Below are 26,950 nucleotides of genomic sequence, written 5' to 3'. Positions count from 1 at the left end.
AACTGATATCAGAATTTTGTATGAGCCTAATATCCTAATTCTTCGCACACGCACACACGTATGATTGTGTGCGTACCACTATCACGACAGGTATGTGCGACGGACTCTCACACGGGCGGACTACTGAGACGTCCGCAACGGCCACCCGAATACGGAGTCAAAAAAGTGAGTTAGTCCTGCGTAATCTTCCGCCAGACGTCGTCGAGCTTGTTCTTCACTTCGGGCCGCTCGGTGACGCTCACAGTGTAGTCGTCCCCTTCGAATCTGACCACAATCTCGTCGACTTCCCGCCGGTAGACGTTCGTACGCCGGTGCTCGTCAGAGAGAACCCTGTCGTGGAGTTCGAGTAGCCCCGCTGCCGTTAGTTCCTCGATGCGACGGTAGCACGTCGCGATAGGAATGTCGAGCATTTCACTGAACTCTTGTGCCGAGTGCGGCTCGTCGGCTGCCCGGAGGATATCAGGGTTGTACTCGTTTCCCAGTGCAGAGAGGGTCCTGTCAGACTCCATAGATAGAATTTTATCGGTACGCACGGCTTGTCAATGTGTTGGTTACTGAGTTGGCAGATTCTCAGTACCAGTACTGGGTCTCGTCGGGTGTGGCGATGGGATTATATTTCGCCGCATCGTCATTCCACCGATGGCCGACGACGAGCGTCCGCAAAGACACCCACGCGAGCAAGGAGTCGTCGCCGCGGAAGAGTTGGATATCGACCGCGACGAGCGGGTTGCTCGGCTCGAATCTGGGAGATACGTCATCGCCACTGGGGACGCTACAGCGCCAGACCCCGCCGAACTCGAATCGGAGACGGAGTCTGACTCGGACGCAGCGCCCGACCGTGATACCGAGGGTGACCACCCGGAAGACGAACCCGAGACTGACGACGCTGCACCTGTCGCGGGCGAGCAGCGTAAACCGACAATTAAGCTGCCAAAGGACCCGCGCAAGCGAGCAATTGTCGCGCGCAAGCTAATCGCCGAGCGAGTCGGTGCGGCCAATGCCGACCACGCATTCGCCGTAACTGCGCTCGTCGACGGGTCGGTCGAACAACACGAATCTGTTTCGAACGAGGTGACTGATGTGTTCAGGTCTCTCTTGTTGTGGTACGCCGAGGTTGTTGGCGACGACAGTACACCACTAGACGAAGTACTCGGTATCCTCCTTCTCGCCTCGGAGGTGCAGGTGACGTACCCCGGGCGAGCAATCGAAGCCCTCGCTGCTGCGAACGGACTCAAGCGAACTGACTCTATCGGAGACCTCCTCGACGCCGTCGACGAATCTGGCGCGTCGTTCCCTCCCTGACAACCTCGCTCCCGTCTCACTCGGCGGTGACAGTTGACATCTGTAAATCGCCCGACGAGAGGGATGTCGCCGACTCAACCCCCGCGTTTCGTATCAGGGATGATAATGGGGTGGAAGGGTTTATGGTGTGATTTTCGGAAAAATGGAGGTATGGCAAGCAAGGTACTGGTCGTGGACGACTCTGCGTTCATGCGGAACCTCCTGAAACAGCTTCTTGAGGGCGAACACGAAGTCGTCGGCGAGGCCGAAAACGGCGTCGAGGCGGTCGAACTCTACCGTGAACTCGAACCCGACGTCGTCACGATGGACGTCGTCATGCCGATTCGTAACGGCATCGAAGCGACTTCCGAAATCAAGTCTCTGGACTCGAACGCGTCGGTGATCATGTGTACGTCGGTTGGACAAGAAGAGAAGATGCGCGAAGCCGTCGAGGCGGGTGCTGATGGGTACATCACCAAACCGTTCCAGAAGCCGAACGTGCTCCAGGCTATCGCAGACGTCATTCAGGCTGAGGCATGAATCTCGACGTACGTTCGCTTCGAACGTTTAGTCGTCTGGCCCACTCGGGCGCTGAAAAAGCCGCTGGCTCGTTGACGACGCTCGCCGGTATCGACACGTACGTCAACGTTACCAAGGTCGAACTTGGAACGAAGACGGACGTCGAACAGGAGTTCGCCGAACGCGACCTCGTGAGCGTTCACATCGGCTTCAGCGGCGGATTGGATGGTCGAACCGTGTTGGCGTTCTCCCCCGAATCAGCCGAGCGTCTCGTCGACGCGCTGATGCCCGGGATGGACGGTGCCGAGACCGGGACCGAACTCGCGACCAGCAGTCTGAAAGAGGTCGCAAACATCATGCTCGGCGGGTTCATCGACGGGTGGGCCGACTACCTCGATACGACTATCGACATCACGACGCCCACGTACGTCGACGACGACAGCGACGGTCCGCTCGAAAACCTCGAATCTGACGGCTTCGAACACGAAAGCGACAACGAACACATCCTCGTGTTCCGAAACCAACTCGAAGCCGCCGACGACGCAATCGAGTTCGACCTCTACATGGTCCCGTCGCCTGACTCCATCGAAACCATCGTCGATGCCAGCGGACAGCACGGTGCGCTGCCGGTCCAGTCGTTCGCTGCGTTCTCCGATATGATCGCCGACGGTGCAGACCAAGCGTCGGCCGACATCACCGCGATGACTGGCATCGACACGACTGTCGAGGTGAGCCGGATGAGCTTCGTCCCAATCGAGGGTGTCCCGATGTCGTTGACGGACTCAGTCCGCCGTGGTGTTGTCTTGGAGTTCTTTGGAACGCCCAGCGGCTACATCGCCATCCTGTTCGACGAACCCTCTGCCGATAACATCGCAAGTTCGCTTCTCCCGGGCATGGAAGGCGACGAAGCGATGCGACAGAGTGCAATCCAAGAGATCGGGAACATCGTGACGTCAGGCTTCCTCGACGGGTGGGCGAACACGCTGGGGACGACGATAGACATCTCGCCCCCGAAGCACGTCCACGACATCGGTTCGGCCATCGTTGACCCGCTGGCGACCGAACTCGCTCAGTCACAGGAGTACGCGTTCCTCATCGATTCGACCATCCGAACGGACGACGACGAGTTCACCTGCGATATCTACGCGCTTCCGAACGAGGAAGAACTCAGGAAGGCGCTCGAACAACTCTCACCCGCGGTCTGAACTGCCGCGGAGGCACCCCAAGTTATGCAAGTATACACCACGGACACGACGTCCACCCACTCAGCCCGAATCAAAGTGGGAATCGCGGATTACGCCTTTGGTACCGACGGTAATACGTTGACCACGAGCGGCCTCGGTTCCTGTATCGGCGTCGCCCTTTATGACGCGGAGGCGGGCGTTTCCGGACTCGCACACGCGATGCTTCCGGAAGCAGACCCTGATGGCGACCCGGCGAAGTTCGCCGACACGGGTATCGAGGCACTTCTGGCCGAGATGCGAGACGAAGGTGCCGACACATCTCGTATCGTCGCCAAACTCGCAGGAGGAAGCGCGATGTTCGACTTCGAGTCGAGTAGCGGCGGGAAGTCGATTGGAGAGCGAAATGTCGAAGCGGCACGAAAGACATTGGAAAAACACGGTATCGACATCGTCGCGGAAGATGTCGGTGGCTCACACGGGCGCTCACTCGAACTCGACGGGAAGACGGGAGACCTTCGAGTCCGAAGCGCCAAGACTGGCGACCAGACGCTGTAAGGTACCGACCGGGCACCCGAACGCTCATTTTCATGTCAGTTCACGGGTTAGCGACGCGGTACTCGCGCGTACTGACGAGGCCGTGGACACATAGAGGGGCATGGAGACCAGAGTGCTCTCGTTTTCCGTCTCTCGAAGACTGTCATTCAGAAAAGAATTTCTGCCCCCACTATCATAATTGATATCAGATTGGGTAATTTTATATCGCCGCCTTCGAATCGGGTAAACGACACGGTACGACGAACGCGTGTGACATCACGGACGGCGCGCTGCGCCTTCCAACCCAAGTCGGGGGACTTGGGGGGTCGTACCGTCGCCGTACGAGGTAATCTATGTATCTGGACCCGGACGACTACGACGCCCACGAACTCCGACGCATCGCCCGTGACACGCAACGCTCCCGTAATCGGAGCGACGGCCACCTAGACGACCGTAGCCCATTCCGATTCGACAATCCGCTCTTCGACAAGGGTCGACGACCGGCGTCGGAGGCACTTCGTTCGAGTCAACTCGAACAACTGCTACTCCACCAATCGCGTGGGGAAGACGACAGCGTCACGAAACCCTACCTGAAGTCCCTGCCAGACAAATACGGCGCAGAGCGCGTCGTCTTCGACTGGCTGGAGTTCCTCGTTCTCAAAGGCGGGTTCAAGCGCGCGATGGACGCGTTGCAGTACTACCAGACTGTCGGCTGGCTCACCGACGACGTCGAAGAACGGCTCCGTGACTACCTCCTTGGGTTCTCTGCGGAGGTCGAAGACCCCACTGAACTCGACGTCGACGACCACCTTCTCAGCCTGGTGTACGTCGCACGGCTCGCGTCGATGGTCTGAGTTACTGGACCGGGCCCAGTGTATTCCCTCGTCCAAATAGATAGCAATCTATCATTTTTCGGCTCACCGATACATCTTTGACAGTTGCGTCTGGGTGATAACGTATGCCAGAGGAATCCGAACAATCTGATGCATTCGACACCGAATCGGGACCGGTCCCAATCGGTGTGAAACTTGGAAGCACGCGAACTGTGCTCGCCTACCCCGACGAAGACGGGGAAGTCGAGACAGTTCGGACACTCACCTGTCTCGCGACGTACGAGGATGCGCTCACCGGCGACGAGCGCGTCCTGTACGGCGAGGAGGCAGCACGGCAGTACCCAGACCGCGTCCAGTTCATGCTCCGGTCTGGACTCCCAGAGGACGCCGACCGGGCGGAACTCACGAAGCAGTTCTTCGAAGAACTCTGTCGCAGTCGGGACCTCCCAGAAGACAGCGCGGTCGTGTACGCGATTCCGACTATCGACAACGCGCGCGGCCTCTCGAACCTCAACGACGTCATCGAGGGGAGTAGCATCGGTGGTGCGCTCGTCCGAAGCTTCCCCGAATCGCTCTGTGGGGCCATCCCCGCGATGGGCGATGACCTCGAAGCGGTCGACGAAATCTTCATCTCCGTCAACCTGGGTTCGACCAACCTGGAAGCGTGCGCGTACCGTCACGGCGAACAGCTGTCTCCCTTCGTCTCCGGGGCGGCGACCGGAAACGAGGTCGACCGCCAAATCGCGAATGCGGTCGAAGAAGAGACGCAAGGTCGCGTCAACATCGACCGCACCACGGCACGGGAGTACAAAGAAGAACACGCCGACTTCAACTCGTTCGAGGCGTTCACCGACATCATCCAACAGCCCGGTGGAGGCTCCCACGAGTTCACCATCGAACGGAGTGTCATGGAGCCGCTCGACGACTACCTCGACCAGGTGGTCGACGAACTCGCCAACAACTTCCTGTCCGAACTCGCCAACACCCACATGAAGCCGTACCAACTCGCGCTCTCTCGCCCAATCGTCCTCACGGGCGGGATGACGTGTATCCCCGGCCTCGTCGAAGAGTTCGAGACGCGCCTGAGCGAGGAACTGGGTCGCGACATCGACGCGACCACCGCGGAGCGTCCCGACCTCGCTGCGGCCGATGGCGCGTACCGTATCGCGGGGCAACTGGCTCGGAACCGCTGACACCGCGTCTCTAGGGACCCCGATTTTTCACTAATCAGACTCGACCGACGCCGTTTCCCGTACCGTCGCCTTCCCGTCGACGCTCCGGAGGCTGACGATGGCGACAGTGCCTCTGGGTTCGTTCTCGACGAACCTGAGTCGCCCGTGAGACCGGTCGACGATCCAGCGAACGAGCCACAGGCCGAGGCCGCTGATGTGCTGAAGCGGCGTCTCGATTCCCGATTCGAGCACCGAGAGTTCGGCGTCGGGAATCCCTGGGCCGTTGTCTTCGATGTGAATCTCGACGAAGTCGTCCGACGGCGCTGCCGGCTCGACGGAGACACTCACTTCCGGGAGCACCCTATCGTTGTGTTCGATGGCGTTGTCGATGAGGTTCTTGATGGCCGACTCGATGAGGTCGTCGGCGTAGACCCACTGCTCGTCGGGGAGGTCCCGATGTACGATTGCCCGCGGGTAGTTGGCGTCGATGCCGTCGAGTTCCTTCTCGATTCGTTGGATGACCTCGACTTGTTCGAGTTCAGCGGTTCCACGGTCGAGCGTCGTGTCGATGTGCCGCGTCTGCTCGCCGAGTTCGACCAGTGACGACGCCTTTCGCTTTATCGTGCGGGCGTGGTCTTTCGACTCGGCGGGGATGCGCTCGTCGAGCAGCAAGTCGGCGTGGCCGAGGATGACGTTCATGTCGTTCCGCAGGTCGTGGCGAAGCACACGGTTGAGCACGCGGAGACGCTGTTCGTACCGATACCGGTTCGTCACGTCACGCGAGTTGAGAACGATTCCGTTGACCGAGGGGTCGTCGAGGAGGTTGACGCCGACCGTCTCGAACCGTCGCCACGTGCCGTTTTTGTGGCGAATACGGAACTCGGAACGGACGGGTGAGTCGCCCTCCATTACTTGTTCGAAGTCCTCTCGGACGTGCTCTCGGTCGTCGGGATGGACCAGAGAGAACACAGGCTCACCGACGAGTGACTCCGGACAGAATCCGAGGACGTCTTCCATAGACGGGCTCGTGTACTGCCGAACACCATCCTCGTCGAGAACCGTGATGATGTCCCGCGAGTTCTCGATGAGCGCGCGGAACTCCTCTTCGGTCTGCCGCCGTTCGGTCACGTCGTGGAAGACGAGAAGTTTCGCCCGGTTTTGCGACTGTTCGCTCACCGCCCCGGAGCGAATCTCGAAGTAGCGCTTGTCTGTCCCGTCGCCGACCGCGGCTTCGAGTCGGTCACGCCCGTCGAGGACCTTTTGGACCACGTCGGGGCTCTTGATGACGTCGAGGACGGGTTGGCCGATGCACTCGGCTGCGGGGTGTTCGAGGACCGACGCCGCGGACCCGTTCGATTCGACGACCCTGTGGTGGTCGTCGAGGACGACGACGGCATCACGCATCTCGGAGATGATGGCATCCCGGGCGATGGGCGTCACGTCGAAGAGGCGGTACCGATACAGCGCCCACAGGATGATGCCAGCGCTGACGCCGAGTGACAGCGGAACCGGGTCGATTGGCAGCGATGGGTCCCAGAACAGTTTCCACGCCAACGCGAGGAGCGGAATCACGCCCGTCCCAACGAGAATCGCTGCTTGGCGTTGGTGGACGCCGTCGCTGCTCAGGAAGGTCTTTCCGATGACACTGACGCCGATGATGGAGGCCGCGGCGACGTAGCTGACGTGTCCGACCAACAGTGGGTCTGCATCGGTCGTGAGTCTGACCAGCATGCCCGAGCGAAGCAACTCGGGCGGGACGAACAGCCCGTGTGAGTCGCTCGTCAAGGCGAGCGCGATAGCCAGTGCCGGTTCGACTGACAGGAAGGCGACGACTCGACGCGTGAGCAGTTGGTCTTCGCCCGCGTAGACGAGCGAGAACACGAGCCAAAACGTCGGAAGCGTCGCTGCGCCGACCCAGGCGATTCGCGCGTAGAAGAGTTCACCCGCCGGTGACGTCGAAAGCAACTGGAATCCGTACGCAGTCAGCCAGAGCGCACCAGAAAGAGAGAGGAGGGCAAACGGTATTCTAACGCGACGAGAGTACAGACGGAAGCGCCCCAACACGACGATAGTGACCACCCCAGCGAGGACGCCAGAGGTGAACAGTGCGTACAAAAATGGCGACTGTTCGAGGTTGGTCATGGGTGGGTCGTGCGATGCATAGCAGTGTCTGGTACGATTTCGATAATCCGGTGTACCTCACACCGGGACGATATCGAAGCTGTCTCTAGAGTGTGACTTAAGCGGTTCGCCCCTAGTCTCAAAATTGATATCGACTCATTCGACAAACAGCGTCGGCTTTGCATCACGTTCGGCCACGTTCGGACGTGAGAACCGTCAACGAGGCGTCGAAACCGCCACTCGCGGTAGCCCGAACGCTTAATTCGGAGAAACGCACATCGACCTGTATGCCGCTCGACCCGCGTCGATATAATGTCAACGAACTCCGTCACGCCGCTCACGGTCGGAACCCAGCGGAGTTCGATTGGGTCGACGCACCAGTCGACAAGGAGTGGAACGACGTCGCGTACCAACGACTTCTCGCAGCGACGGCAGAGGTCGCATCTGACGGTCGTCCGTATCTCGATTCGATACCGCACACCCCGAATGCGGAGCAGGTACTCCTCGATTGGTGTGTCCACCTCGTCGAACGACTCGGTGGGCGCGGCTCACTCGAAATGGTCTCGTACTACCGAGACATCGGGTGGGTCGGCGACGACGCCCACGATACGATTCGAGAGCGCATTCTCTCGTTTACGACTCCGACGGACTTCGAGGACGCACCGACAGAAGAAGACCACGTACAGAGCCTCTCGTACGTGGTTCGCTTGTCGTCGATGGACGACGAGTAAACCGAAGCGTGCGGTTCGAGCCGCCTAAAGGCCGAGGTTGCGGCCGATGACTAGATGCTGTATTTCGCTCGTTCCCTCTCCAATCTCCATGAGCTTCGCGTCGCGGTAGAACCGCTGCGGGGCGAAGTCCGTCGTGTAACCGTATCCACCGAGAACCTGCACTGCGTCTTCGGCGACTTCGCGTGCCGCCTCACTCCCGTCGAGCTTTGCGAGCGCGGATTCGAGTGAGACGCGCTCGCCTTGGTCGTACTTCGTCGCGGCCTTGTGGGTGAGCAGGCGGGCGCGCTCGGTCTTTCGGTACATCGAGACGAGTTTGTCGCGGATGGCGTCGAACTCGGAGATAGACTGCCCGAACTGCTCGCGCTCTCCGGCGTACTCCTTTGCGTGGTCGTACGCACCCTGTGCGAGGCCGACCGAAAGCGCCGCGATGGAGATACGGCCGCCGTCGAGCGTCTTCATCGTCTGCTTCCAGCCTTCGCCTTCCTCGCCGAGGAGTCTGTCTTCGGGAATCCAGCAGTCGTCGAACGACAGTTCACAGGTCGGCGAGCAGTTCAGACCCAGTTTGTCCCAGACGGTCGTCACCTCGAAGCCGTCGTCGTTCTCCGGGTCGACGATGAACGTCGAGATACCGTCGTACCCCGCGCCGGGTTCGGTGACCGCCTTCACGAGCACCGAGCCCGCGACGTTCGCGTTCGTGATGAACTGCTTCGTTCCGTTGAGGACGTAGCCGTCTCCCTCGCGCTCGGCGACGGTGTCCATGTCGCTCGCGTCGCTGCCGGAACCGGGTTCGGTGAGTGCCCACGCACCCATGTGCTCGCCCGTCGCGAGGGGGCGGAGCCACTTTTCTTTCTGTTCCGGCGTCCCGAACATGTCGAGTGGCTTCGACGCGAGGCTGACGTGGGCGGCGTAGGAGAGACCGATACCGCCGGAGACGCGGCCCAGTTCCTCGACGACGAGCGCGTACATCAACTGGTCGCCGCCGAGCCCACCGTACTCGGCGTCGACGGGGACACCCATGACGTCCAGTTCGGCCAGCTGGTCGAAAATCTCCTGTGGGAACCGGTGTTCGTCCTCGATATCCTGTGCGATTGGGGCAATCTCCTCCTCACAGAACTCGCGGACGGTGTCACGAATCATCCGGTGCTCGTCCGGAATGTCGAAATCCATGGTGGCAATTTTCGCGTCCGAGACATAAAGTAATCGAACGACCATGTAGGATTCCGAGGACGTCCACGCTCGGGACCGAGTGCGCTTCGACCAGTCGGGCAGTAAGTCCCACTCCGTGGGAACGGCCAAATGGCTCTTTTGAATCACTCCCGGATGTACTCGTATGTACGACCACATCCTCTTTCCGACAGACGGGAGTGACTGTGCCGACGAGGCGCTCGGACACGCAATCGAGCACGCACTCCAGTACGATGCAACGTTGCACGCACTCTACGTCGCCGACGTCCGCGAGGTCGGACACACCGCACCCGCGCTCTCACCCGACCGAATCAAAGACGCGCTGTACGACACAGCGAACAACGTCCTCGAAGACGTCGCGAGCAAGGCGCGAGCCGAGGGCGCGGACATCGAGACCACAATCGCCGAGGGGACGCCGGCCAGCGTCATCCTCGACCACACCGAGCGCGACGAGGTCGACCTCGTCGTGATGGGGACCCACGGCCGGAGCGGACTCGACCGATACCTGCTGGGCAGCGTCGCCGAGCGTGTCGTCAGAGGGTCTTCGGTCCCCGTGCTGACGGTGAGACAAGCCGACGAATAGCCCACGCTCTTAAGCCACCCCTCGTCTTACGAGGGTGCATGGACCTCCGCCGGCTCGTCCGCGGCCGTGTGGGGTGGCCCCGTCTGGAGGCGGTCGCCCGCGAACTCGCACGGCGGTACGACCGAGACACTCTCTCCATCCGCTTTCTGGAGGCGGACAACTGGCTTTCGACCCCGATGGTCGTCAACGACGAGTGGTTCGTGAAAGTCATCTCACGACAGAACTCGCTCGTTCACTCGCTTTTCACCACGGGGCGGAATCTCGGTGCGTTCTCCAGCGGGACAGAAGGCTTCTTCGAGCACTTCGGGACGCCCCTGCAGATGGCCAAACACGAACTCGAAGCGACGAAGCACCTCAGAGACATCGGCCTCCAGGCACCGGCTCCGGTCGAAGCCTTCGAAGTCGAGGGGTTGGGCGTCCTCGTCCTCGAATACCTCCCGAACTTCCACACCCTCGATTCGGCCCCGCGAGACGAGATTGTCTCGTTGGCTCCTGAGCTGTTCGCGTCGCTCCGCCGGATGCACGACAACCATCTCGCTCACGGCGACCTTCGAGCCGAGAACGTTCTCGTCCGCGACGATGGTATCTACTTCATCGACGCGACGAACGTCAACGACGAGGGGATGCACGACGCGCGGTCGTACGACCTCGCGTGCGCGCTCGCCGCGCTGGAACCGCTCATCGGCCCGAAGGAAGCGGTCGACGCGGCCGCAGCGTCGTACGGAACAGACGCGCTGCTCGATGCGGTCGACTTCCTCGATTTCGTCAACATCCGCCCCGACCACGACTTCGACGCCGCGGCGCTCAAAGGGCAGATAGAGACGCGCGCGTCCTGACAACTCGGGGGAGGCAGCAGCACGCATGTCTCAGTGGGAGCAGCACGCACGTCCGATAGAAAAAGTGGTCGCGGCCGGAACGTTCTCTACAGGTCTTCGGCGCCCTCGTAGTCCGCACCACCCATGTAGAGGCGCGAGACTTCGGGGTCGTCGAGGAGACCGTCTGCGTCGCCCTCGTAGGCGACCGTCCCCTGGTCGAGGACGTAGCCGCGGTCGGAGATTCCGAGGCCCTCGCGAGCGTTCTGCTCGACCATGAGGACCGCCGTCCCGAGTTCGTTCACCTTCTGTACGTCTTCGAACACCGACTGCACGATGTTCGGTGCGAGGCCGGCGGACGGCTCGTCGATGAGGAGCACTTCGGGTTCCATGACGAGCGCACGCGCGAACGCGAGCACCTGTCGTTGCCCACCCGAGAGCGTCTTCGCCTTCGCGGTCCGCTTCTCGTCGAGAATCGGGAACTGGTCGTACAGTTCGGCGATTCGCTCGTCGAGTCCCGAGGGGCGGGCGACGCCGCCCATCCGGAGGTTCTCCTCGATAGTGAGCGACGAGAAGACGTTGTCGACCTGCGGGACGTAGCCCATGCCGGTTCGGACGAGGTCCGCAGGGTCCTCGCCGGTGATGTCTTTTCCGGAGAGGTCGACCGACCCGGTCCACGGCTTCAGGAGGCCGAAGACGGTCTTGAGGACCGTCGACTTCCCGGCACCGTTCGGGCCGATGATACAGACGATTTCGTCGTCGTTGAGGTGGAGATTGAGGTCGCGGAGGACCTGCACTTCTCCGTACCCGCTGTCGACGCCGCTCACGTCGAGTGCTCGCTCCGTCATGGGCCAGCACCTCCGAGGTACGCCTCGATAACGCGGTCGTCCGTGCGAACCTCCTTCGGCGAGCCTTCCATCAGCACTCGTCCTTGGTCGAGGACGATGATGGGGTCGGCGAGGTCCATGATGAATGGCATGTCGTGTTCGATGATGAGGAAGGTCTGACCCTCCTCGTTGAGTTCGCGGATGAACCGCTTGATGTCATTTGCGAGCGTCGGGTTGACACCGGCGACAGGCTCGTCGAGGAGCAGGATGTCGGGGTTCGTCGTGAACGCCCGCGCCAACTCGACGAGCTTCAACTGCCCACCGGAGAGGTCGGTCGATGGCTGGTCGATGAGGTGGGAGATTTCGAAGCGTTCGAGCAGTTCTTCGGCCTGTTCGATGTTCGCACGCTCTTCTCGGGTCACGTCGTCAGCCGAGAAGAAAAGCGGGAGAATCGACTCGCCGGTCTGTGGACCGGGGCCGACGAGCATCGCTTCGCGGACGCTCATCCCTTCGAGGCGACGTGGCGTCTGGAACGTCCGAACGAGCCCTTCGTGGGCGCGCTCGGGCGGCGTCATGTCGCTTACGTCGGTCTCGTTGACGAACACGCTGCCCGCGTCAGCCTCGTAGAACCCGGAGATGAGGTTGAACAGCGTGGACTTCCCCGCGCCGTTCGGGCCAATCATCCCCGTGATGGTTCCGCGCTCGATTTCGATGGAGACGTCGTCGGTGGCGACGAGCCCACCGAACGCCTTCTCCAAGCCTCTCGTCTTCAACACCGGGTCGTCTTTGTCGAGGTGTGCACCCTCGTAGACGCCGTCGTTGCTCATTGGTCCTTCCCTCCGTCGGACGGTCCGCCCGACGTGGTGCCGTCTGTGACGACACCTCCGTCGGACGCCGCGGCACCGCGGCTAGCTGCACTCGATTCCTTCTGCGCCGACGGCCAGATGAGTTCGTCCTTCGGTGGGAGGAGCCCATCCTGCCGGTAGCGCATGATGAGGATGATGAGGACGCCGACGAACAGCAACCGAAGCGGTGCCACGTCGAGTCCCAAGTTGCCGATGAAGGCGATGTCGTTGAGGAAGCGCGTCCCCTCGCGGATGGCGATGACGACGGCCGCGCCGACGACTGCCCCGCGGTTCGACCCGGTCCCGCCGAGGATGACGGCAATCCAGATGTAGAACGTCGTCAGGGGGACGAGGTCGGAGGGGTCGATGTAGAGGTTCAGATGCGCGTAGAACGCGCCGGCGATTGCCATGACGACGCTGCCGACGACGAACGCCTGCATCTTGAACCGGTAGGTGTCCTTGCCGAGCGCCTTCGCGAGGTCCTCGTCGGACCGGATGGTCCTGAGAACGCGCCCCCACGGCGACCGATGGATGCGCCGGAGGAACAGGTAGCTGACCGCGAGGAGGACGACGATGATACTCGCCGTCGTCGCGGCACCGGTCAGCGGAAGCCACTCGAGGAGTGACGGGATACCGCTGATACCGCTGGACCCCGCGGTCCATTGGCGTTCGTTCAGGATGATGAGACGGATAACCTCCGCCAGTCCGAGACTGGCGATGGCGAGGTAGTCCTCGCGCAGTCGGAGCGTCGGGATACCGATGAGTATCGCGACGAGTGCACTCACGACGATTGCCGCGAGGAAGCCGAAGACGGGGTGCAGTCCCATACCGAGCGGCGAGTTCGGTGCGGTCAACAGCGCGGCGCTGTAGGCACCGAGCCCCCAGAACGCGGCGACACTGAAGTTGATGAGGCCCGCGTACCCCCACTGGACGTTGAGGCCCAACGAGAGCAGCGCGTACATGCCAACCAGTGCGACCTGGAACAACAGGAACCGCGGGCCGATGACGCCGGCGAAGACGCCGACGACGAGCAGTGCCGTAATGACGGCGAGCGCCGCGAAGATGCGCCGCTCTGTCGGGTCACGCACGAGGGTGTCGTTCACCCAGGTTGCGACGCTCATCCGCTCTCACCCACGATTCCGCTCGGTTTGACGAGCAAGATTGCGACCATGATGACGAATGCAACTGCAGCGGCGTACCGCGACCCGACCGGGATGATGCCCCACTGGTTGAACAGGGGGACGAGTTCGTGGACCATCCCGATGACGAGGCCGCCGAGCATCGCGCCGTAGACCGACCCGATGCCGCCGAGGATGACTGCCGCGAACACGATGAGCAGGATGTCGAAGCCCATGCGCGGCCGGACGAGTTCTTCCAGTCCGAGGAAGACGCCGCCCGCGGCGGCGAGTGCGCCGCCGATGAGCCACATGGCGATGATGACCTCGTCGGTTCGAATGCCACTGACTCGTGCGAGGTCCGCGTTGTCGGCGGTCGCGCGCATCTTCCGTCCCAACGTGGTTCGCGTCAGCGTCAGGTGGAGTCCGGTCACGAGCACCGTCGCGAGGATGACGACGACGAGGTTCCGCGGCGTGACCGCGACGCCGAACGACTCGCGAATCCACGGAATCGGTCCCTGTCGGGCGACGCCGTAGCGCTCGGAGTCGGACCCGAACGACAGGAATATCGACGCCCGATAGACGAGCGCCACACCGATACTCGTGATGAGCAACCCGATGGACCCCGAGTCGTTCATCGGTTGGTAGATGATGCGGTCGGTGACGACGGCGATGACTGCTGCGGCGACCATCCCGAACGCGAGCGCGAGGAAGAACCACAACGGGAGGCCGAACAGACCCATATCGCCGAGCATGGGGCGGAAGATAGCCACCGAGAACAGTCCGGAGAACGCCCCGACGGTCATCAGGTCTCCGTGAGCGAAGTTCGCGAAGTCGGCGATGCTGTAGACTAACGACAGGCCGATGGCCGCGAGCACGATGATGCTCGAAAACACCACGCCGTTGACGATATACTGGAAGGGGCTGATTTGAAGTGGTATCACTGCGCTCCCCCTCCGACATCGGTCAGTTGGCGCTCGGTCCCTACGTGCATGTCTAGCTGGTGATGTAGTCGCCGAATTCGTACTTGTGGTCCGCGACGCTGTAGACCTGGTAGAAGCCCGGCGGGTCGCCGTTCTCGTCGAGGTCGACAGGACCGCTGACGCCCTGATAGTTGATGTCGCTCGCCGAGCCTCCGTCGCGGAGTACCTCGACGGCCTCGGCGAAGTTGAACACTTCTTGACCTTCTGGCCGGGTCACGTCGCGGACGACCTCTGCGAGTGCGTCACTCGAGAACTCGCCAGCGGCTTCGATGGCGAGTGCGGCGACGGTGACAGCGTCGTAGGCGTACGCGGACCACACCGTCGGCGATGCGTCGTAGGCCGACTCGAACTCGGAGACGAAGTTCTGGTAGTTGTCTTGGTCACTCGGGGCGCTCTCGGTGATACCCTTCATACCGTCCATGCTGCCTGCCGGCGTGTTCTCGATGATAGAGTCGGCGATGGTCGACTCGGCACCGTAGTAGTCGACTTGCGTGTTGTAGCCCTGGTCGAACCCTTCGTTCGCCATCACGGTGAACTCGTTCGCGTAGGTGATGAACACCCACGCGGAGGCGTCCGTCGAGGCCATCTCGGTGAGAATTCCACTGTACGACGACTGCCCCTGGTCGTGGGGTTGGTTGTATTCGACGGTCCCGCCGAGGTCGGATTCGAACGTCTCGGCGAACACGTCCGAGAGGCCGGTCCCGTAGTCGTTGTTGATCCACGTCACGGCGACGGTGTCGTGGCCGTCGTCGTTGACGAGGTTGGCGAGCGCCTGTCCCTTGGCTGCACCGGACGGACTCATACGGAGCAGCTCCGGGCGTGTCGTCAGTTCGGGACTCGTACTGTTCTGGCTGATTTGGACGACACCAGCGTCCTTCGCGACACTGTCGTGGATGGCGATGGAGACGCCGGACCCGACAGACCCGATAAGGAGTGGGACGCCGTTTTGGTTGACGAGCTTCTGTGCTGCGCTGACGCCGCCTTGATTCGTACTCTCGTCGTCCTCGACGGCGATGTTGAGTGGCGTCTCGTCTTCGCCGATACCGACTTCGTTGATGGCTTCGACTGCCAGCTTGCGACCACGCGTGTTCCGCTCACCATACGGTGCGAGCGACCCCGTGAGCGAGTCGACCATCCCGATGGTGTAGGAAGACATGCTTCCGCTGTCGTCGCTTGCGGTCGTGGTGTCCTCGCCGCCATCACTGCCGCCACCGCCACCGCCGCCGTTCGACTCGGTGGGTGTCGATTCCTCGTCGCTTTCGAGACAGCCCGCGGTTGCGCCGACAAGTGAAAGACCTGACAGCTTAAGCAGTGTTCTACGATCCATGTCTTGCGGTGTCATAACAAGGAGTTCTCAACGATTGTCGTAAATATACCTGTAACCGTCCATGGTCGGTACTGGCCGAAGCAGAGCTATGTCGGCCGATTACGTGTTTTGATTCGGTAATTTTCGGGCAGAATAATTTGGTAGGGTCACCCTTTAGGCACACACTCAAAGTAGACCGATTCGATGATTCCCCCCATCGCGAACAATTTCGTGGCGGGTGAGACGGCCGACGACGCGCTCTCGCACGTCGAGTCGCTGAACCGTGACGGTATCTGTGGAATACTGAACCTCCTCGGTGAACACTACAGTGTTCGCCAAGGGGCCGACGAGGACGCGGCCGCATACGTCTCGCTCGTCGAACAACTCGGAGCAAGTGACCTCGACGGTTGTATCTCCGTCAAGCCATCGCAGATTGGTCTGGACGTCGGCGACGACGTGTTCCGCGAAAATCTCGACCGCATCGTCGACGCCGCCGCGGCGGACGACGTCTTCGTCTGGGTCGACATGGAAGATTATACGACGACTGACGTAACGCTCGACGCGGTCGACGACCTCGGACACCAGACCGACGGCAGCGTCGGCGTCTGTGTGCAGGCGAACCTGAAGCGAACGCCCGACGACCTCGAACGTCTGGCAGACGTCCCCGGCAAGGTCCGCCTCGTCAAAGGCGCGTACAACGAACCGGCGTCGGTCGCTTACAAGAAGAAAGCGAAGGTCGACGAGGTGTACAAAGAACTGCTCGAATACATGTTCACCGAGTTCGACGACGGCATCGCCGTCGGCAGCCACGACCCATCGATGTTGTCGCACGCGCGCGACCTCCACGGCCAGTACGGAACGCCGTACGAGGTCCAGATGCTGATGGGCGTCCGCGAAGACGCACAGCGTAACCTCGTCGCCGACGACGTCGAGATGTGGCAGTACGTCCCCTACGGTGACAAGTGGTTCCAGTACTTCTACCGTCGCGTGCGCGAACGCAAGGAAAACGCGCTGTTCGCGCTGCGCGCAGTCACCGGTATTTAACCGGGCGAGCCGGCTTTACTGGGGGTCCAGTAACTTCGCTTCCGCTTTCCTGAGATGTTCGAGTAGCGTAGTCTTCGAGATGTCCATCTTGGACGCGAGTTCCCTGGTCGATATCTCGCGGGGCCACCGGTAGTATCCTTCCTCTCTTGCCAGTTCGAACGCCTCGCGCTGACTCCGAGTGAGCGTGTCTAATCGCCGACCCCGCTCGGGCTCTGCGCCTTCTGTCGAAGAGATGGAGTCGACTCGGATGTCGGCGTCCGTGCGGTCCATCACCTTGTCGATGCGACCCTGTATCTCGGTGCGCTCGCCGGCGAACCAGACCTGCCACTTCTCACGGCCGCCTTCGATTTGTGTGGGTGCGCTGTGGACGAACCCCTGTTCGAGGAGTCGCGGGCAAATCATATCGCTCGGGTCGTATTCGAGGAAGAACTCGCGCGCGACCGACCCGGGTGCGACCCGTCGGCCGCGGGGGTCGAACCGCTCTTGGAGTTCGAGAACGTCGCCCGTCAACTCCGAATCAGCAATCGTATCCAAGAGCGTCTCGACCTCGTCGATGGATTCGCCGTACGCCGTAAAGAGTCCGTTTGCCCGTTCGATTCCTGCTGTCGGTGCGTCGTAGATTGCGTGTGCCAGTATGCCGCCTCTGTGCTCTTCTGTGGCTTCTATCGCCCAACAGTTCGGATGCCAGAGGTCGAGCGTCAGGCGCGTGCCCTGCCCAGCCATGCGCTCGCTCATACGGCCGCATTGTAGACGGGGATGTAAGACGTTGTCTATGCTCAGGGAGGGCGAATAGTTGCTGAACGAACAGAACGCTCGTCGAACTATGGCGATAATACATCATAGTAGAAAACACTTCCCTCCCATGGACGGTGACGGGGTTATTAATGTAAGTTCCGCAAATATCACCACTATGGCGCAGGACGTATATCAACACTATATCGACGGCGAATGGGTAGACGGCTCCGGGGAGGAGACGTTCGAAAGTGAGAACCCAGCGACCGGTGAGACGCTGGCGACGTTCCGACGCGGCACACCGGAAGACATCGACGTTGCCATGGAGGCGGCCGACGAAGCCTTCGAGGAGTGGCGCGAACTCTCGCACATCGACCGCGCGGAGTACCTGTGGGACATCTACCACGAACTGCGCGAGCGAACCGAGGAACTCGCCGAAATCGTGACCAAAGAGTGTGGCAAGGAGATTTCCGAAGGCCGCGCCGACGTCATCGAAGCCTACCACATGGTCGAGTGGGCCGCAGGCGACGCCCGCCACCCCAAGGGCGACGTCATCCCAAGCGAAATCCCGAGCAAGGACGCCTACATGCGCCGCAAGCCCCGCGGCGTCGTCGGCTGTATCACCCCGTGGAACTTCCCGGTCGCAATCCCGTTCTGGCACATGGCCGTCGCGCTCGTCGAGGGCAACACCGTCGTCTGGAAGCCCGCCGAGCAGACGCCGTGGTGTGGCCAGATTATCGCCGAGATGTTCGAAGACGCCGGTATCCCGGACGGCGTGTTCAACATGGTGCAGGGCTTCGGCGACACCGGTGCCTCCATCGTCGACGACGAGCGCACCGACACGGTCCTCTTTACGGGGTCCGCCGAAGTCGGCCACGAAGTCGCCGCGAAGGTCGCCCAGCAGCCCGGCACGCTCGCCGCGTGTGAGATGGGTGGTAAGAACAACATCGTCATCACCGAGAAGGCAGACCTCGACATCGCGGTCCACTCCGCGGTCATGTCGTCGTTCAAGACGACCGGTCAGCGCTGTGTCTCCTCCGAGCGCCTCGTCGTTCACGAGGACGTCTACGACGAGTTCAAAGAGCGCTTCGTCGAACTCGCGAAGGACGTCTCCGTCGGCGACCCGCTTCGCGAAGACACCTTCATGGGCCCCCTCATCGAAGAGGGACACCTCGAAAAGGTCCGCAGCTACGCCGAACTCGCACAGAAGGAAGGCGTGAACGTCCTCGTCGACCGCACGGAACTCGACGACGACGAGATTCCCGACGGCCACGAAGACGGTCACTGGGTCGGCCCGTTCGTCTACGAAGCCGACGCCAAGGAAGACCTCCGCTGTACGCACGAGGAGGTCTTCGGTCCGCACGTCGCGCTCCTGAAATACTCCGGTGACATCGAAGAGGCCGTCGAGATTCAGAACGACACCGACTACGGTCTCGCCGGTGCCGTCATCTCCGAGGACTACCGCCAGATTAACTACTTCCGCGACAACGCGGAAGTCGGTCTCGCCTACGGGAACCTCCCGTGTATCGGTGCCGAGGTCCACCTCCCGTTCGGTGGCGTCAAGAAGTCCGGCAACGGCTACCCGTCGGCCCGCGAAATCATCGAAGCGGTCACCGAGCGCACCGCGTGGACGCTCAACAACTCCAAGGAGATCCGCATGGCACAGGGCCTCTCCGCGGACATCAAGACCAAAGACGACTAACACGGCGTTCACTCACGGCCCCGCACTTTCTTTCTTCGACGCTCGACGGCGAGTGACGACTCGACCGGAACGCCGACGCCAACTCACACGCGAGACGCGTCGCTCACCACAGAGACAGTACCGAAAACGACAGAGACGACATCGAAAGGGCGGAGGAGGAAGCCCTGTGGTCTCAGGTCACCCGTTGGCGAGGTGAGGTGAGACGAGGGGTGGGAACGCCCCCACCGGGCTTGGGGGCGTGAAACGACGTGGCCACGTCATTGGATGCCACAACGGACCCCGATACGTTGCGGCGGGTGCGGCGGATGTGGAGTCGCCGACGTCTGGCGAGAAAAGCGCCTGTTGCGTCGGCGAATATCGGTTAGGAGTGAATGTTGATAAACCCACCGCAACACCCCATCACGTGCCGCATGCCAATCCGTACCGCGTGAATTTTGCGGGTCGTCCGGACTCAGGCGGTCGCTTCGAGTTCCTCGCGGAGCGCCGCTTCGAGGTTCTGTAGCTCGCGGTCCAGGTTCCGCTCGAAGAACGTCTCGACGCCCGGCAGACGGCCGTCGACGACGAATTCGTTGACTAACCGGCAGCCGTCGTCGCCGTCGGACTCGATGGTGTGCTCGCCGGAGACGTGCATGACGCGCGACCGCCCGACGAACCGGACGTGGGTCGGTGGTTCGACGTCGACGTCTTCGGTCTCGACCGTCACCGTCGAGCGAACGAGGGGAATCGGAAGTTCGAGATACCAAGTCGCACGCCGACCGTCGTCGGAGATGTCGTACCGGTCGACGACACTTATCGAGCCTGCTCGCTTCGCGGGGTCGGAGATGAATTCCCACACGCGCTCACCGGGGGCGTCGAACTCGAACGTTCGTTTCACGCGGACGGTCATGGGTTACCCTCGTTACTCCAAAGTAAAAAACCGCGGAATCGACCTAGCTGAGGGTGACGCGCCACGTCGTCGAGCGGGCGCGACCCCACTTTTCGATTTCGACGTCTTCGGACTTCTCTGCGAGTCGCGGCAGCCGAACACCGACCTGTTTAGCCGTCAGCCCGATGGCCTCTGCGATGTTCTTTGCACGGAAGTAGCTCTCTCCGCGACTAACACTCTCTTGGAGGTACGTGAGAATGCGCTTTTCCTCGTCGGTGAACTCGTTCATCCTCGACTCGCCTAGGGAACGTGACTTCTTAACGATTACCCGTCAGAGCGACCGGCCGCCCGAATGCGCTTTACTTGAACATGTGGGCTCCCGCCACCGCGAGCGAGGCGGCGACGATAGCCACAGCGAATCCGGCTGCTTTGGTCAGTTGGTCGGGTCCAGCGACCATCAGCCCAGCACCGACGAGCGTGAGCACGCTGAAGAGTGCTGCAAAGCCGATGGACTTGTCCGATTGCACCGTCTTCGTCTCCATAATCCCGACGTTCGTGGGTGCCCACTTAGTTCATTCGACACTCCGTGCGTCGTGTGGGCACGGAGCAAATACGTCGTCGGCCGTTCGACCTTTGTACCACCGTCTGTGTGAGACAGTACAATGGGACTTGTGTCAGCAGTACTCGGCGGACGCATTCGTATCGTCCTCGTCGCGCTTCTCGTCGTCGCCGGCGGTATCGGCGGCGCGTACGCGATGGGAATCATCGGCGCACCGAGCGTCGACGGCGTCGACAACCGATTCGCCGGCGTCAACGAGACGGCGACCGTCATCGAGACCGACATCCGCGTCTCGAACCCGAATCCGATTTCGGCCAACCTCTCCGGGATTTCGGTCGACTACTCGGTGTCGATGAACGACATTCGAATGGCCGACGGCTCGAAAGACGGCGTCTCTATCGGGCAGGGAACGACCGCAGTGCCCCTCCGGACCGCGCTCTCGAACGAGCGCATCCCCGACTGGTGGGTGTCGCACATCCAGAACGGCGAGCACACCGACCTCGCGGTGAACGCCACGGTCACGTCCTCGACGCTCGGCCAGTCGTTCGAAGCACCCGAGATTACCCGGTCTATCGACACCGACCTGCTCTCGGCGTTCAACTCCACGGAGACGCGCGAGGTAAACGCGAGTGCGCCCGTCGTCTCCGACCCGGTGCTCTACATCAACGAGACGCGCGCCGAATGGGGCGAGACGACCGACGAGCAGACCGCACTCGACCTCACGTTCGTCGTCCACAACCCCAAGCCGTACCCTGTCGCAATCTCCGAACTCGGCTACGGAATCTCGATGAACGACGTGACGGTGGGCAACGGAACGACCGAATCCGAGTACGTCATCCCGCCCGAATCGACCGAGACAATCGAGGCGACCACCTACATCGACAACGAGAACCTCGACGATTGGTGGGTGACCCACATCCAACGCAACCAGACGACCGACCTCCGCATCGAGTTCGACGCGAAGATTGACGCCGCGGGCACGACGTTCTCTGTCCCGCTCGACGCGCTAACCTACGAGAAGACGTTCGAGACCGACATCTTCGGTAACAAAGCTGCCTCCGAGTCTGGCGAGTCGGCGACGACTGACTCGGAGACGACCGAGACGGGCGACTCGGAACAGACGACGACCGCATCGGAGGCTGATACGCAAACGACGACGGCCGAGGGGCAGACCACGTCGTCGCCGACTGACTCGCCAACTGCGACTCCAACCCCAACCACCGAACCGACGCCTACGGCGACGACCACGGAGTCCGACTCGGGAACGACTACGACTGACGACGGGTTGTTGTAACTCCCCTCGAATCGTCACACTCTCACCACTATCTCCGATTTGCCTACTATTCGTCGGCCAATCCTGTCCCGGTCGATAGTTCTTTACAGTGGGACGCAATAGCAGTGTGTATGACACGGAGTACCCACGCTCCTGATCGAGTTCTTCTCCCGTGATGAGAACCCCGTAACCGTCGAAAGCGACGACGAACGCATCGTCGTCTCCATCGATGGTCAGACCTGTGAATTGTCCCGAGACGCCGCTGCCGACTTGCAAGACGCTATCGGCTCGGCGTTGACAGAGAAACGAGAGTTCTTCCGAACTGCTGGCGAGTACCGACAGGACGGCAGCTACGTCGTCTCTCGGCGCGGTGCCGACTCGACTGGCAACGCGAAAGTGTTCGCGAGTTTCGAGGAACTGCGCCGTCTGTACGACCGACTGCCGGAGACGTTTACGGCCGAAGACGTCGGGCGAACCGGTATCACTGGCTCACGGCGGCACATGATAATCAGACACTTCGGCGAACACCCGGCGTTCGACTGCCGAATCGCCCGTCGAAATCCCCTGACCGGCGAGAAGGAGTCGCCGGAGCAAAATACCGAAGTCGAGTTGGTCGCTGACTGAGTCTGCGGCGGCCGAGTCGGTGACCGACTCGGCGACTTGCGACCGACTCAGTGAAGCGTCACGTGCTCAGACTCTTTGTTGAGCGACAGGTTCGCCGCGATTTCGGCGTTCCGCATCGCGTACTGTGCAGTCTGCTGGAGACTGACGAGGACCTCCCGAATCTGGAGAAGTTTCTGGTTTTCCATCTCGGGGAGGTCGTTGAGGATGTCGCGCTCGCGGTCACGAATCTCCCGGAAGAGTTCGCGACACTCGATGGTGAGGTCGTAGTCGCGTTCGACGACCGCGCGAACGGCGGTGGTCGTGATTTCGTCCACGTGGTCCGTGAACTCGCGGATGCGCCGCATGGTCGACTGGTCCACGTCGATACTGTGGCCCTCGGCGTCCATGACGATGTTCGCGATGTCCTCGGCGTTGTCGGCGGTCAGTTCGAGGTTCTTTGCCACCGACCGGTAGCCGATGAGCGGGAACCCGGAGTGGAGACCGACCGCTCTCGCGAGGTTGGGGTTCTGGTACGACGTGAAGATGAGACGGAGCAACAGGACGAAAATCTTGTTCGCCTGTCGCTCACGGTTGAGTGCGCGTTGTGCGAGGTCAGGATTCCCGTGAGCGAGTGCCTTCACGGCCTCGCCGCGCATCGTACTGCCCGTGTTCTCCAGTCGTTCGAGCAGGTTGTCGAGCGTGAAGTCCTCCGCATCGACCGAACACCGGATGGCGATTCGCTCCGGCGTCTCCTCGATGACGCCGAGTCCCATAAGCTGTGTTTCGGCTTTGTAGACGGCGTTGATGTGGTCTGAGTCGAGTGCGCCTTCGCTCTTTTCGATGTGGATGACGCGGCGTCCGAGTACGTACTGTGCGACGATAGCCCGTTCGAGCGCCTCCGCGTTGAGTTTGTCCGCTCGAATCGTCGCGGTCGAATCTTCGGTGCTCACCGACTCGGGAAGAACGGTCAGCGTTCCTTTCCCGCTCGTTCGTATGGAAACTTCGTCGCCTTTCTCGACGTCGTGTTCCCGTGCCCACTCCGCTGGGAGTGTCATCGCCAGCGTCGACGGCCCGAGACGCTGGACTTTCCTTGTCTCCATGCGAGTCATCACCCTTTCTATGACCTTAAACCCCACTATACGCCAACCTCGATGAATAATGTATGGGGATGAGATTGGTCAGCGTGAAATCGTCCTCTTTTCGCTCCCCTTCGGCACACGAAAAATCACTCTTCGGCCGGAATTTACACGATTTTCATCATCCGGCGCTCGACTCGGCCGACGCGAACTTTGGTCCACCCGTGGAGTTCCTCGTCGAGGTCGGGGTCGTCGGTGTCGACGCGGAGCACGGGTATCGTATCGAGTTTCGACCGCGAGGCGACGACTCGCACGTCACAGCGGCGAATCACGTCCGGTGAGAGCTGCGGGTTTCCGCGACCGAAGACGAATCCCTGCCCGCCGATTGGCGTGACGACGATGACGTTTTTCTCGCCGAGGTTCGCCAGAATCTCGGCCTCGGTGGCGTCGCGGACGAGCACCTCTCCGTCGCGATACAGGTCGACACCCAGCGGTGAGCCGTCGATTCCGAGTTCGGTTTTCACCGCGCCGACGGTGCTGCCGGGACCGAGGACGTAGGTGACTCCGTCGCCCCCTCGGATGTCGTCTGCGACGCCCGCGGCGAGTGCTTCGACCGTCCCGCCGCCGGTCTGTTTCGACGATTGGAGGTCCTCGGCGACCGGGACGTGCGCGACGGCCCGGAGTTCCGGGCGGACCTCGCCCGAGCGGTAGTCGTCTTCGTCGATGTCCATGACCTCTCGCGCTTCGGTTCGTTCGAACGTCGTGGCCGCGACGGCGGCATCCTCAGGTGAGACAGCAAAGACCGAAGAATAGACTTTCACTCCCGCCGGGACGCCGAGCATCGGAATCTCTCGACCGTCGAGTGCGTCTGCGACATCTGCTGCGGTTCCGTCGCCCCCGACGAACAGGACGAGGCCGACGCCCGCCTCGACGAAGGCTTCGACAGCCGCCATGGTATCGTCGGCGGTCGTCTCCTCGCCCGCTGGCTCGCCGAGCACGTCGGGGTCGAAGCCCGCCTCGCGCGCGAGTGATGCACCCATCGGGTCGCCCCACGCGAGGAGGGTCGTTTCGGGGGCGAGGTCGGCGAGGCGAGAGAGAGCGCGACGTGCCCGTTCGGGCGCTCTGGGCTCGGCACCGCGGGCGCGGGCCTCGTCGACCTTCCCGTCGGTCCCCTTCAGTCCGACTCGACCGCCCATGCCTGCCACGGGGTTGACGACGACACCGATTCGCATACCGGACCCAACGGCGGGGCGGAGAAAAATACCGCGATGCACGGTGGTCCGCGCTGTCGGCACACTCACTCGAAGTCGACTGTCGCCGGAACCTCACTGTTTAAGGGGGCCGCAGCGGCAACTGTCACGTATGATTCCGTTAGAAGCAGCCGAGCAGGTGTTACCGACCTCGGAGACGGCCGGTGTCGTCCTCCTTGCGAGCGTTGTCTTGACCGCTGGGTGGCTCTGGTACCTCCAGCGCTAACGCAGGCGACCGATTTTCGCGACGGACCACCCTGCCGACTACTCTTCGTGAGACTCTACACGCTCTTCGAGCCACGCGACCGCCGCTTCCACCGTCGATTCGTCTGTGGCTGCAAGCTTCACTCGGACGTGGTCGCCGGGGTAGCTGCCGACCCGCACGTCGAACTCGGACTGTAACGCTTCGAATCGCTCGATGAGTGAACTCTCGGGCTCCGACGTGTGGACGAACCGGACGTGGTTGGTTTCGCCAGCGAACTCGTCGGCGATACGACCGAACATGGTCTTCATCTCGTCTGGAACGCCCGGAAGCACGTAGACTGAGCCGACGACAGCGCCCGGCGCGACACCCGCCTCGTTCGGAAGCATCCGCGCCCCTGCGGGGAGGTCTGTCGTTCCCTTCACCAAGTCCGCCGCAGAGTAGCCACCGTTCGTTTCCAGCCACGTCGCTGCTTCCTCGTGGGGTTCCAACTCCCGACCGAAGGCGGCAGCGACAGCGTCCATGGTCACGTCGTCGTGGGTCGGTCCGAGACCACCGGTGACGATGACAGCGTCGTATTCGGCGTGATATTCGTTGACGACGCGGGCGATGGCGTCGACGCGGTCCGGGAGCGTCGTCACGCGCTCGACGGCGACGCCGCGCTCGGTCAACTGCGTACACAGCCACGTCGCGTTCGTGTCGACGGTGTCACCGGCGAGGAGTTCGTCTCCGACAGTAACCACAGCAGCCTTCATACCCCGCGGTAAGGGAGTGACGAGCAAAAAGGCGTCCGCCCCGGCGAGGGGTGGAGAAAGCGAGCCGTCTCAGCCCATTCCCGGCGGCGGCCCGCGTCGGTCGTCGTCGTCGACCTCGACGTCGAGACCGAGTTCTTCGCGCCGTTCACGAAGCGCCTCTATCTGCCGGCGGTAGTAGAGCATCCCAGCCCCGCCGACGAGTATCGAGACGGCGGCGATGACCGCGAAGATGCCGAGGTCACGCTGCAGGTAGAACTGCACGACGACGTTCCGCGTGGTGACGTTCGTCCACTCGATGTGGAGTTGGTCGCCGACGACTTCCGTCTCGTAGCCGCTCGGTTGGACGGAGCCGAAGATTGGGAAGTCGACGCGGCGGTTTGGCGGTAAGACCACCTCGTAGGACCCCTCGACGAGCACCGGGAGCGCGAACCGCTTCGGCGTCGACGACGAGGTGAACGCGAGCTTTCCGTCGCCGTTCGCATCTGCCGGAAGCGTGACGTTCGTGATGCGGTTGTTTCGCGTCACGTCGCCGCCGCGGGCGCGGAGTTCCGTCCCGTTGACGACGGTCCCATTTTCGTATCTGTACCGGAGTGCCTCGACCGACAGCGGCGTTCGACTGCCGAAGCCGTCGAACCGGTACAGTTCGAGCGACGAGGCGTTCACGTCGTAGACGGCGCGGAAGCGGCCGTTGTCTTGGACGGTGATGTGCGCGTCGGCGTCGGATTCCCACGCGTAGGTCTCGGCCGGATCTGCGTCGAGGCGGTCGCTCGCGACGCTACTTGTGCCCCCGAGACACCCGGCGGTGACGAGGAGGAGGGCAAGCCCGGCGAAACCGACGAGGAGTCGCTTGTTCATCGT

Annotated in this window: 29 protein-coding genes; 13 read left to right on the top strand and 16 right to left on the bottom strand. The window is 61.9% G+C overall.

Annotated features, from left to right (window positions below):
- Nucleotides 1–170 precede the first annotated feature (170 nt).
- On the bottom strand, nucleotides 171–509 hold the full coding sequence (locus tag KU306_RS10780) for an ArsR/SmtB family transcription factor (RefSeq protein ID WP_004043733.1): 339 nt from the start codon (nucleotides 507–509) through the stop codon (nucleotides 171–173).
- Nucleotides 510–639: 130 nt separating this feature from the next.
- On the opposite strand from KU306_RS10780, the gene KU306_RS10775 reads away from it, so the two are divergent.
- The 6 genes from KU306_RS10775 to KU306_RS10750 all read left to right on the top strand — a co-directional run bounded on the left by KU306_RS10775 (nucleotide 640) and on the right by KU306_RS10750 (nucleotide 5,544).
- Complete coding sequence (locus KU306_RS10775; protein ID WP_007539580.1) at nucleotides 640–1,302, top strand: DUF7500 family protein; 663 nt, start codon at nucleotides 640–642, stop codon at nucleotides 1,300–1,302.
- A 150-nt stretch (nucleotides 1,303–1,452) separates the two neighbouring features.
- The gene (gene cheY, locus KU306_RS10770; RefSeq protein ID WP_007539578.1) at nucleotides 1,453–1,821 is read left to right on the top strand and encodes a chemotaxis protein CheY; all 369 of its coding nucleotides are present in this window, start codon (nucleotides 1,453–1,455) and stop codon (nucleotides 1,819–1,821) included.
- Nucleotides 1,818–3,005, top strand: a complete 1,188-nt coding sequence (locus KU306_RS10765) for a chemotaxis protein CheC (RefSeq protein ID WP_007539577.1) — start codon at nucleotides 1,818–1,820, stop codon at nucleotides 3,003–3,005. The genes cheY and KU306_RS10765 overlap by 4 nt, the downstream gene beginning before the upstream one ends.
- 24 nt (nucleotides 3,006–3,029) lie before the next feature.
- Nucleotides 3,030–3,539 carry a chemotaxis protein CheD gene (locus KU306_RS10760; RefSeq protein ID WP_074792311.1) on the top strand — a complete coding sequence of 170 codons (510 nt, stop codon included), beginning with the start codon at nucleotides 3,030–3,032 and terminating at the stop codon, nucleotides 3,537–3,539.
- Nucleotides 3,540–3,871: 332 nt separating this feature from the next.
- Nucleotides 3,872–4,372, top strand: coding sequence for a FlaD/FlaE family flagellar protein (locus KU306_RS10755; protein ID WP_007539573.1), 501 nt, complete (start codon nucleotides 3,872–3,874; stop codon nucleotides 4,370–4,372).
- A 104-nt stretch (nucleotides 4,373–4,476) separates the two neighbouring features.
- Nucleotides 4,477–5,544, top strand: coding sequence for an actin-like salactin (locus tag KU306_RS10750; RefSeq protein WP_007539572.1), 1,068 nt, complete (start codon nucleotides 4,477–4,479; stop codon nucleotides 5,542–5,544).
- Between the two features lie 30 nt (nucleotides 5,545–5,574).
- Here KU306_RS10750 and KU306_RS10745 read toward each other — a convergent pair whose 3' ends face one another.
- A complete protein-coding gene (locus KU306_RS10745; RefSeq protein WP_258301921.1) occupies nucleotides 5,575–7,665 on the bottom strand; it encodes a histidine kinase N-terminal 7TM domain-containing protein in 2,091 nt (696 codons plus the stop codon).
- A 266-nt stretch (nucleotides 7,666–7,931) separates the two neighbouring features.
- Here KU306_RS10745 and KU306_RS10740 point away from each other — a divergent pair, with 266 nt between their 5' ends.
- Entirely contained in the window at nucleotides 7,932–8,375 is a 444-nt protein-coding gene (locus KU306_RS10740) for a FlaD/FlaE family flagellar protein (protein WP_007539564.1), read from the top strand.
- A gap of 24 nt (nucleotides 8,376–8,399) precedes the next feature.
- On the opposite strand, the gene KU306_RS10735 is transcribed toward KU306_RS10740, so the two are convergent.
- Nucleotides 8,400–9,542: an acyl-CoA dehydrogenase family protein gene (locus KU306_RS10735; RefSeq protein ID WP_007539563.1), complete on the bottom strand. Its 1,143-nt coding sequence runs from the start codon at nucleotides 9,540–9,542 to the stop codon at nucleotides 8,400–8,402.
- A 163-nt stretch (nucleotides 9,543–9,705) separates the two neighbouring features.
- Between KU306_RS10735 and KU306_RS10730 the strand changes: the two genes are divergently transcribed.
- Both KU306_RS10730 and KU306_RS10725 read left to right on the top strand, forming a co-directional pair.
- Entirely contained in the window at nucleotides 9,706–10,143 is a 438-nt protein-coding gene (locus KU306_RS10730) for a universal stress protein (protein ID WP_258301920.1), read from the top strand.
- Nucleotides 10,144–10,181: 38 nt separating this feature from the next.
- Complete coding sequence (locus KU306_RS10725; RefSeq protein WP_007539559.1) at nucleotides 10,182–10,979, top strand: RIO1 family regulatory kinase/ATPase domain-containing protein; 798 nt, start codon at nucleotides 10,182–10,184, stop codon at nucleotides 10,977–10,979.
- Nucleotides 10,980–11,065: 86 nt separating this feature from the next.
- On the opposite strand, the gene KU306_RS10720 is transcribed toward KU306_RS10725, so the two are convergent.
- From KU306_RS10720 to KU306_RS10700, 5 genes are read right to left on the bottom strand one after another with little or no spacing between them, the layout of a single operon-like run.
- A complete protein-coding gene (locus tag KU306_RS10720) occupies nucleotides 11,066–11,803 on the bottom strand; it encodes an ABC transporter ATP-binding protein (RefSeq protein WP_007539557.1) in 738 nt (245 codons plus the stop codon).
- The gene (locus KU306_RS10715; protein WP_007539554.1) at nucleotides 11,800–12,609 is read right to left on the bottom strand and encodes an ABC transporter ATP-binding protein; all 810 of its coding nucleotides are present in this window, start codon (nucleotides 12,607–12,609) and stop codon (nucleotides 11,800–11,802) included. Before KU306_RS10715 ends, KU306_RS10720 begins: the two co-directional genes overlap by 4 nt.
- Entirely contained in the window at nucleotides 12,606–13,748 is a 1,143-nt protein-coding gene (locus tag KU306_RS10710) for a branched-chain amino acid ABC transporter permease (RefSeq protein WP_258301919.1), read from the bottom strand. The genes KU306_RS10715 and KU306_RS10710 overlap by 4 nt, the downstream gene beginning before the upstream one ends.
- On the bottom strand, nucleotides 13,745–14,686 hold the full coding sequence (locus tag KU306_RS10705; protein ID WP_049918561.1) for a branched-chain amino acid ABC transporter permease: 942 nt from the start codon (nucleotides 14,684–14,686) through the stop codon (nucleotides 13,745–13,747). Before KU306_RS10705 ends, KU306_RS10710 begins: the two co-directional genes overlap by 4 nt.
- A 52-nt stretch (nucleotides 14,687–14,738) precedes the next feature.
- Nucleotides 14,739–16,052 carry an ABC transporter substrate-binding protein gene (locus tag KU306_RS10700; protein WP_258301918.1) on the bottom strand — a complete coding sequence of 438 codons (1,314 nt, stop codon included), beginning with the start codon at nucleotides 16,050–16,052 and terminating at the stop codon, nucleotides 14,739–14,741.
- A 183-nt stretch (nucleotides 16,053–16,235) separates the two neighbouring features.
- Between KU306_RS10700 and KU306_RS10695 the strand changes: the two genes are divergently transcribed.
- A complete protein-coding gene (locus tag KU306_RS10695; RefSeq protein ID WP_007539546.1) occupies nucleotides 16,236–17,075 on the top strand; it encodes a proline dehydrogenase family protein in 840 nt (279 codons plus the stop codon).
- A gap of 15 nt (nucleotides 17,076–17,090) precedes the next feature.
- Here the strand turns inward: KU306_RS10695 and KU306_RS10690 are convergent, their stop codons facing one another.
- A complete protein-coding gene (locus KU306_RS10690; RefSeq protein ID WP_258301917.1) occupies nucleotides 17,091–17,810 on the bottom strand; it encodes a helix-turn-helix domain-containing protein in 720 nt (239 codons plus the stop codon).
- Between the two features lie 175 nt (nucleotides 17,811–17,985).
- Between KU306_RS10690 and KU306_RS10685 the strand changes: the two genes are divergently transcribed.
- Nucleotides 17,986–19,509, top strand: coding sequence for an aldehyde dehydrogenase family protein (locus KU306_RS10685; RefSeq protein WP_007539543.1), 1,524 nt, complete (start codon nucleotides 17,986–17,988; stop codon nucleotides 19,507–19,509).
- Between the two features lie 451 nt (nucleotides 19,510–19,960).
- On the opposite strand, the gene KU306_RS10680 is transcribed toward KU306_RS10685, so the two are convergent.
- The 3 genes from KU306_RS10680 to KU306_RS10670 form a co-directional block, all read right to left on the bottom strand.
- On the bottom strand, nucleotides 19,961–20,395 hold the full coding sequence (locus tag KU306_RS10680; protein WP_007539540.1) for an SRPBCC family protein: 435 nt from the start codon (nucleotides 20,393–20,395) through the stop codon (nucleotides 19,961–19,963).
- Nucleotides 20,396–20,438: 43 nt separating this feature from the next.
- Nucleotides 20,439–20,663, bottom strand: a complete 225-nt coding sequence (locus KU306_RS10675) for a DUF7123 family protein (RefSeq protein WP_007539538.1) — start codon at nucleotides 20,661–20,663, stop codon at nucleotides 20,439–20,441.
- 70 nt (nucleotides 20,664–20,733) lie between these two features.
- Entirely contained in the window at nucleotides 20,734–20,916 is a 183-nt protein-coding gene (locus tag KU306_RS10670; protein WP_258301916.1) for a DUF7525 family protein, read from the bottom strand.
- A gap of 120 nt (nucleotides 20,917–21,036) precedes the next feature.
- Here KU306_RS10670 and KU306_RS10665 point away from each other — a divergent pair, with 120 nt between their 5' ends.
- Together KU306_RS10665 and KU306_RS10660 are read left to right on the top strand one after the other, a co-directional pair.
- The gene (locus tag KU306_RS10665; protein WP_258301915.1) at nucleotides 21,037–22,227 is read left to right on the top strand and encodes an LEA/WHy family protein; all 1,191 of its coding nucleotides are present in this window, start codon (nucleotides 21,037–21,039) and stop codon (nucleotides 22,225–22,227) included.
- A gap of 225 nt (nucleotides 22,228–22,452) precedes the next feature.
- Complete coding sequence (locus tag KU306_RS10660) at nucleotides 22,453–22,830, top strand: DUF7528 family protein (RefSeq protein ID WP_007539532.1); 378 nt, start codon at nucleotides 22,453–22,455, stop codon at nucleotides 22,828–22,830.
- Nucleotides 22,831–22,877: 47 nt separating this feature from the next.
- Here the strand turns inward: KU306_RS10660 and KU306_RS10655 are convergent, their stop codons facing one another.
- The 4 genes from KU306_RS10655 to KU306_RS10640 all read right to left on the bottom strand — a co-directional run bounded on the left by KU306_RS10655 (nucleotide 22,878) and on the right by KU306_RS10640 (nucleotide 26,947).
- On the bottom strand, nucleotides 22,878–23,909 hold the full coding sequence (locus KU306_RS10655; protein ID WP_007539530.1) for a phosphate signaling complex PhoU family protein: 1,032 nt from the start codon (nucleotides 23,907–23,909) through the stop codon (nucleotides 22,878–22,880).
- 143 nt (nucleotides 23,910–24,052) lie between these two features.
- Nucleotides 24,053–25,117 carry an ATP-NAD kinase family protein gene (locus KU306_RS10650; RefSeq protein WP_258301914.1) on the bottom strand — a complete coding sequence of 355 codons (1,065 nt, stop codon included), beginning with the start codon at nucleotides 25,115–25,117 and terminating at the stop codon, nucleotides 24,053–24,055.
- Between the two features lie 282 nt (nucleotides 25,118–25,399).
- Complete coding sequence (locus KU306_RS10645) at nucleotides 25,400–26,092, bottom strand: competence/damage-inducible protein A (protein WP_007539524.1); 693 nt, start codon at nucleotides 26,090–26,092, stop codon at nucleotides 25,400–25,402.
- A 69-nt stretch (nucleotides 26,093–26,161) separates the two neighbouring features.
- On the bottom strand, nucleotides 26,162–26,947 hold the full coding sequence (locus KU306_RS10640) for a DUF5803 family protein (RefSeq protein WP_258301913.1): 786 nt from the start codon (nucleotides 26,945–26,947) through the stop codon (nucleotides 26,162–26,164).
- Between the last annotated feature and the right edge of the window lie 3 nt (nucleotides 26,948–26,950).

It is taken from the genome of Haloferax larsenii (genome assembly GCF_024730625.1).
Taxonomy (GTDB): Archaea; Halobacteriota; Halobacteria; order Halobacteriales; family Haloferacaceae; genus Haloferax; species Haloferax larsenii.
The sequence above is the reverse complement of the archived record's forward strand: the minus strand, read 5'-3'. Positions and strand labels throughout refer to the sequence as shown.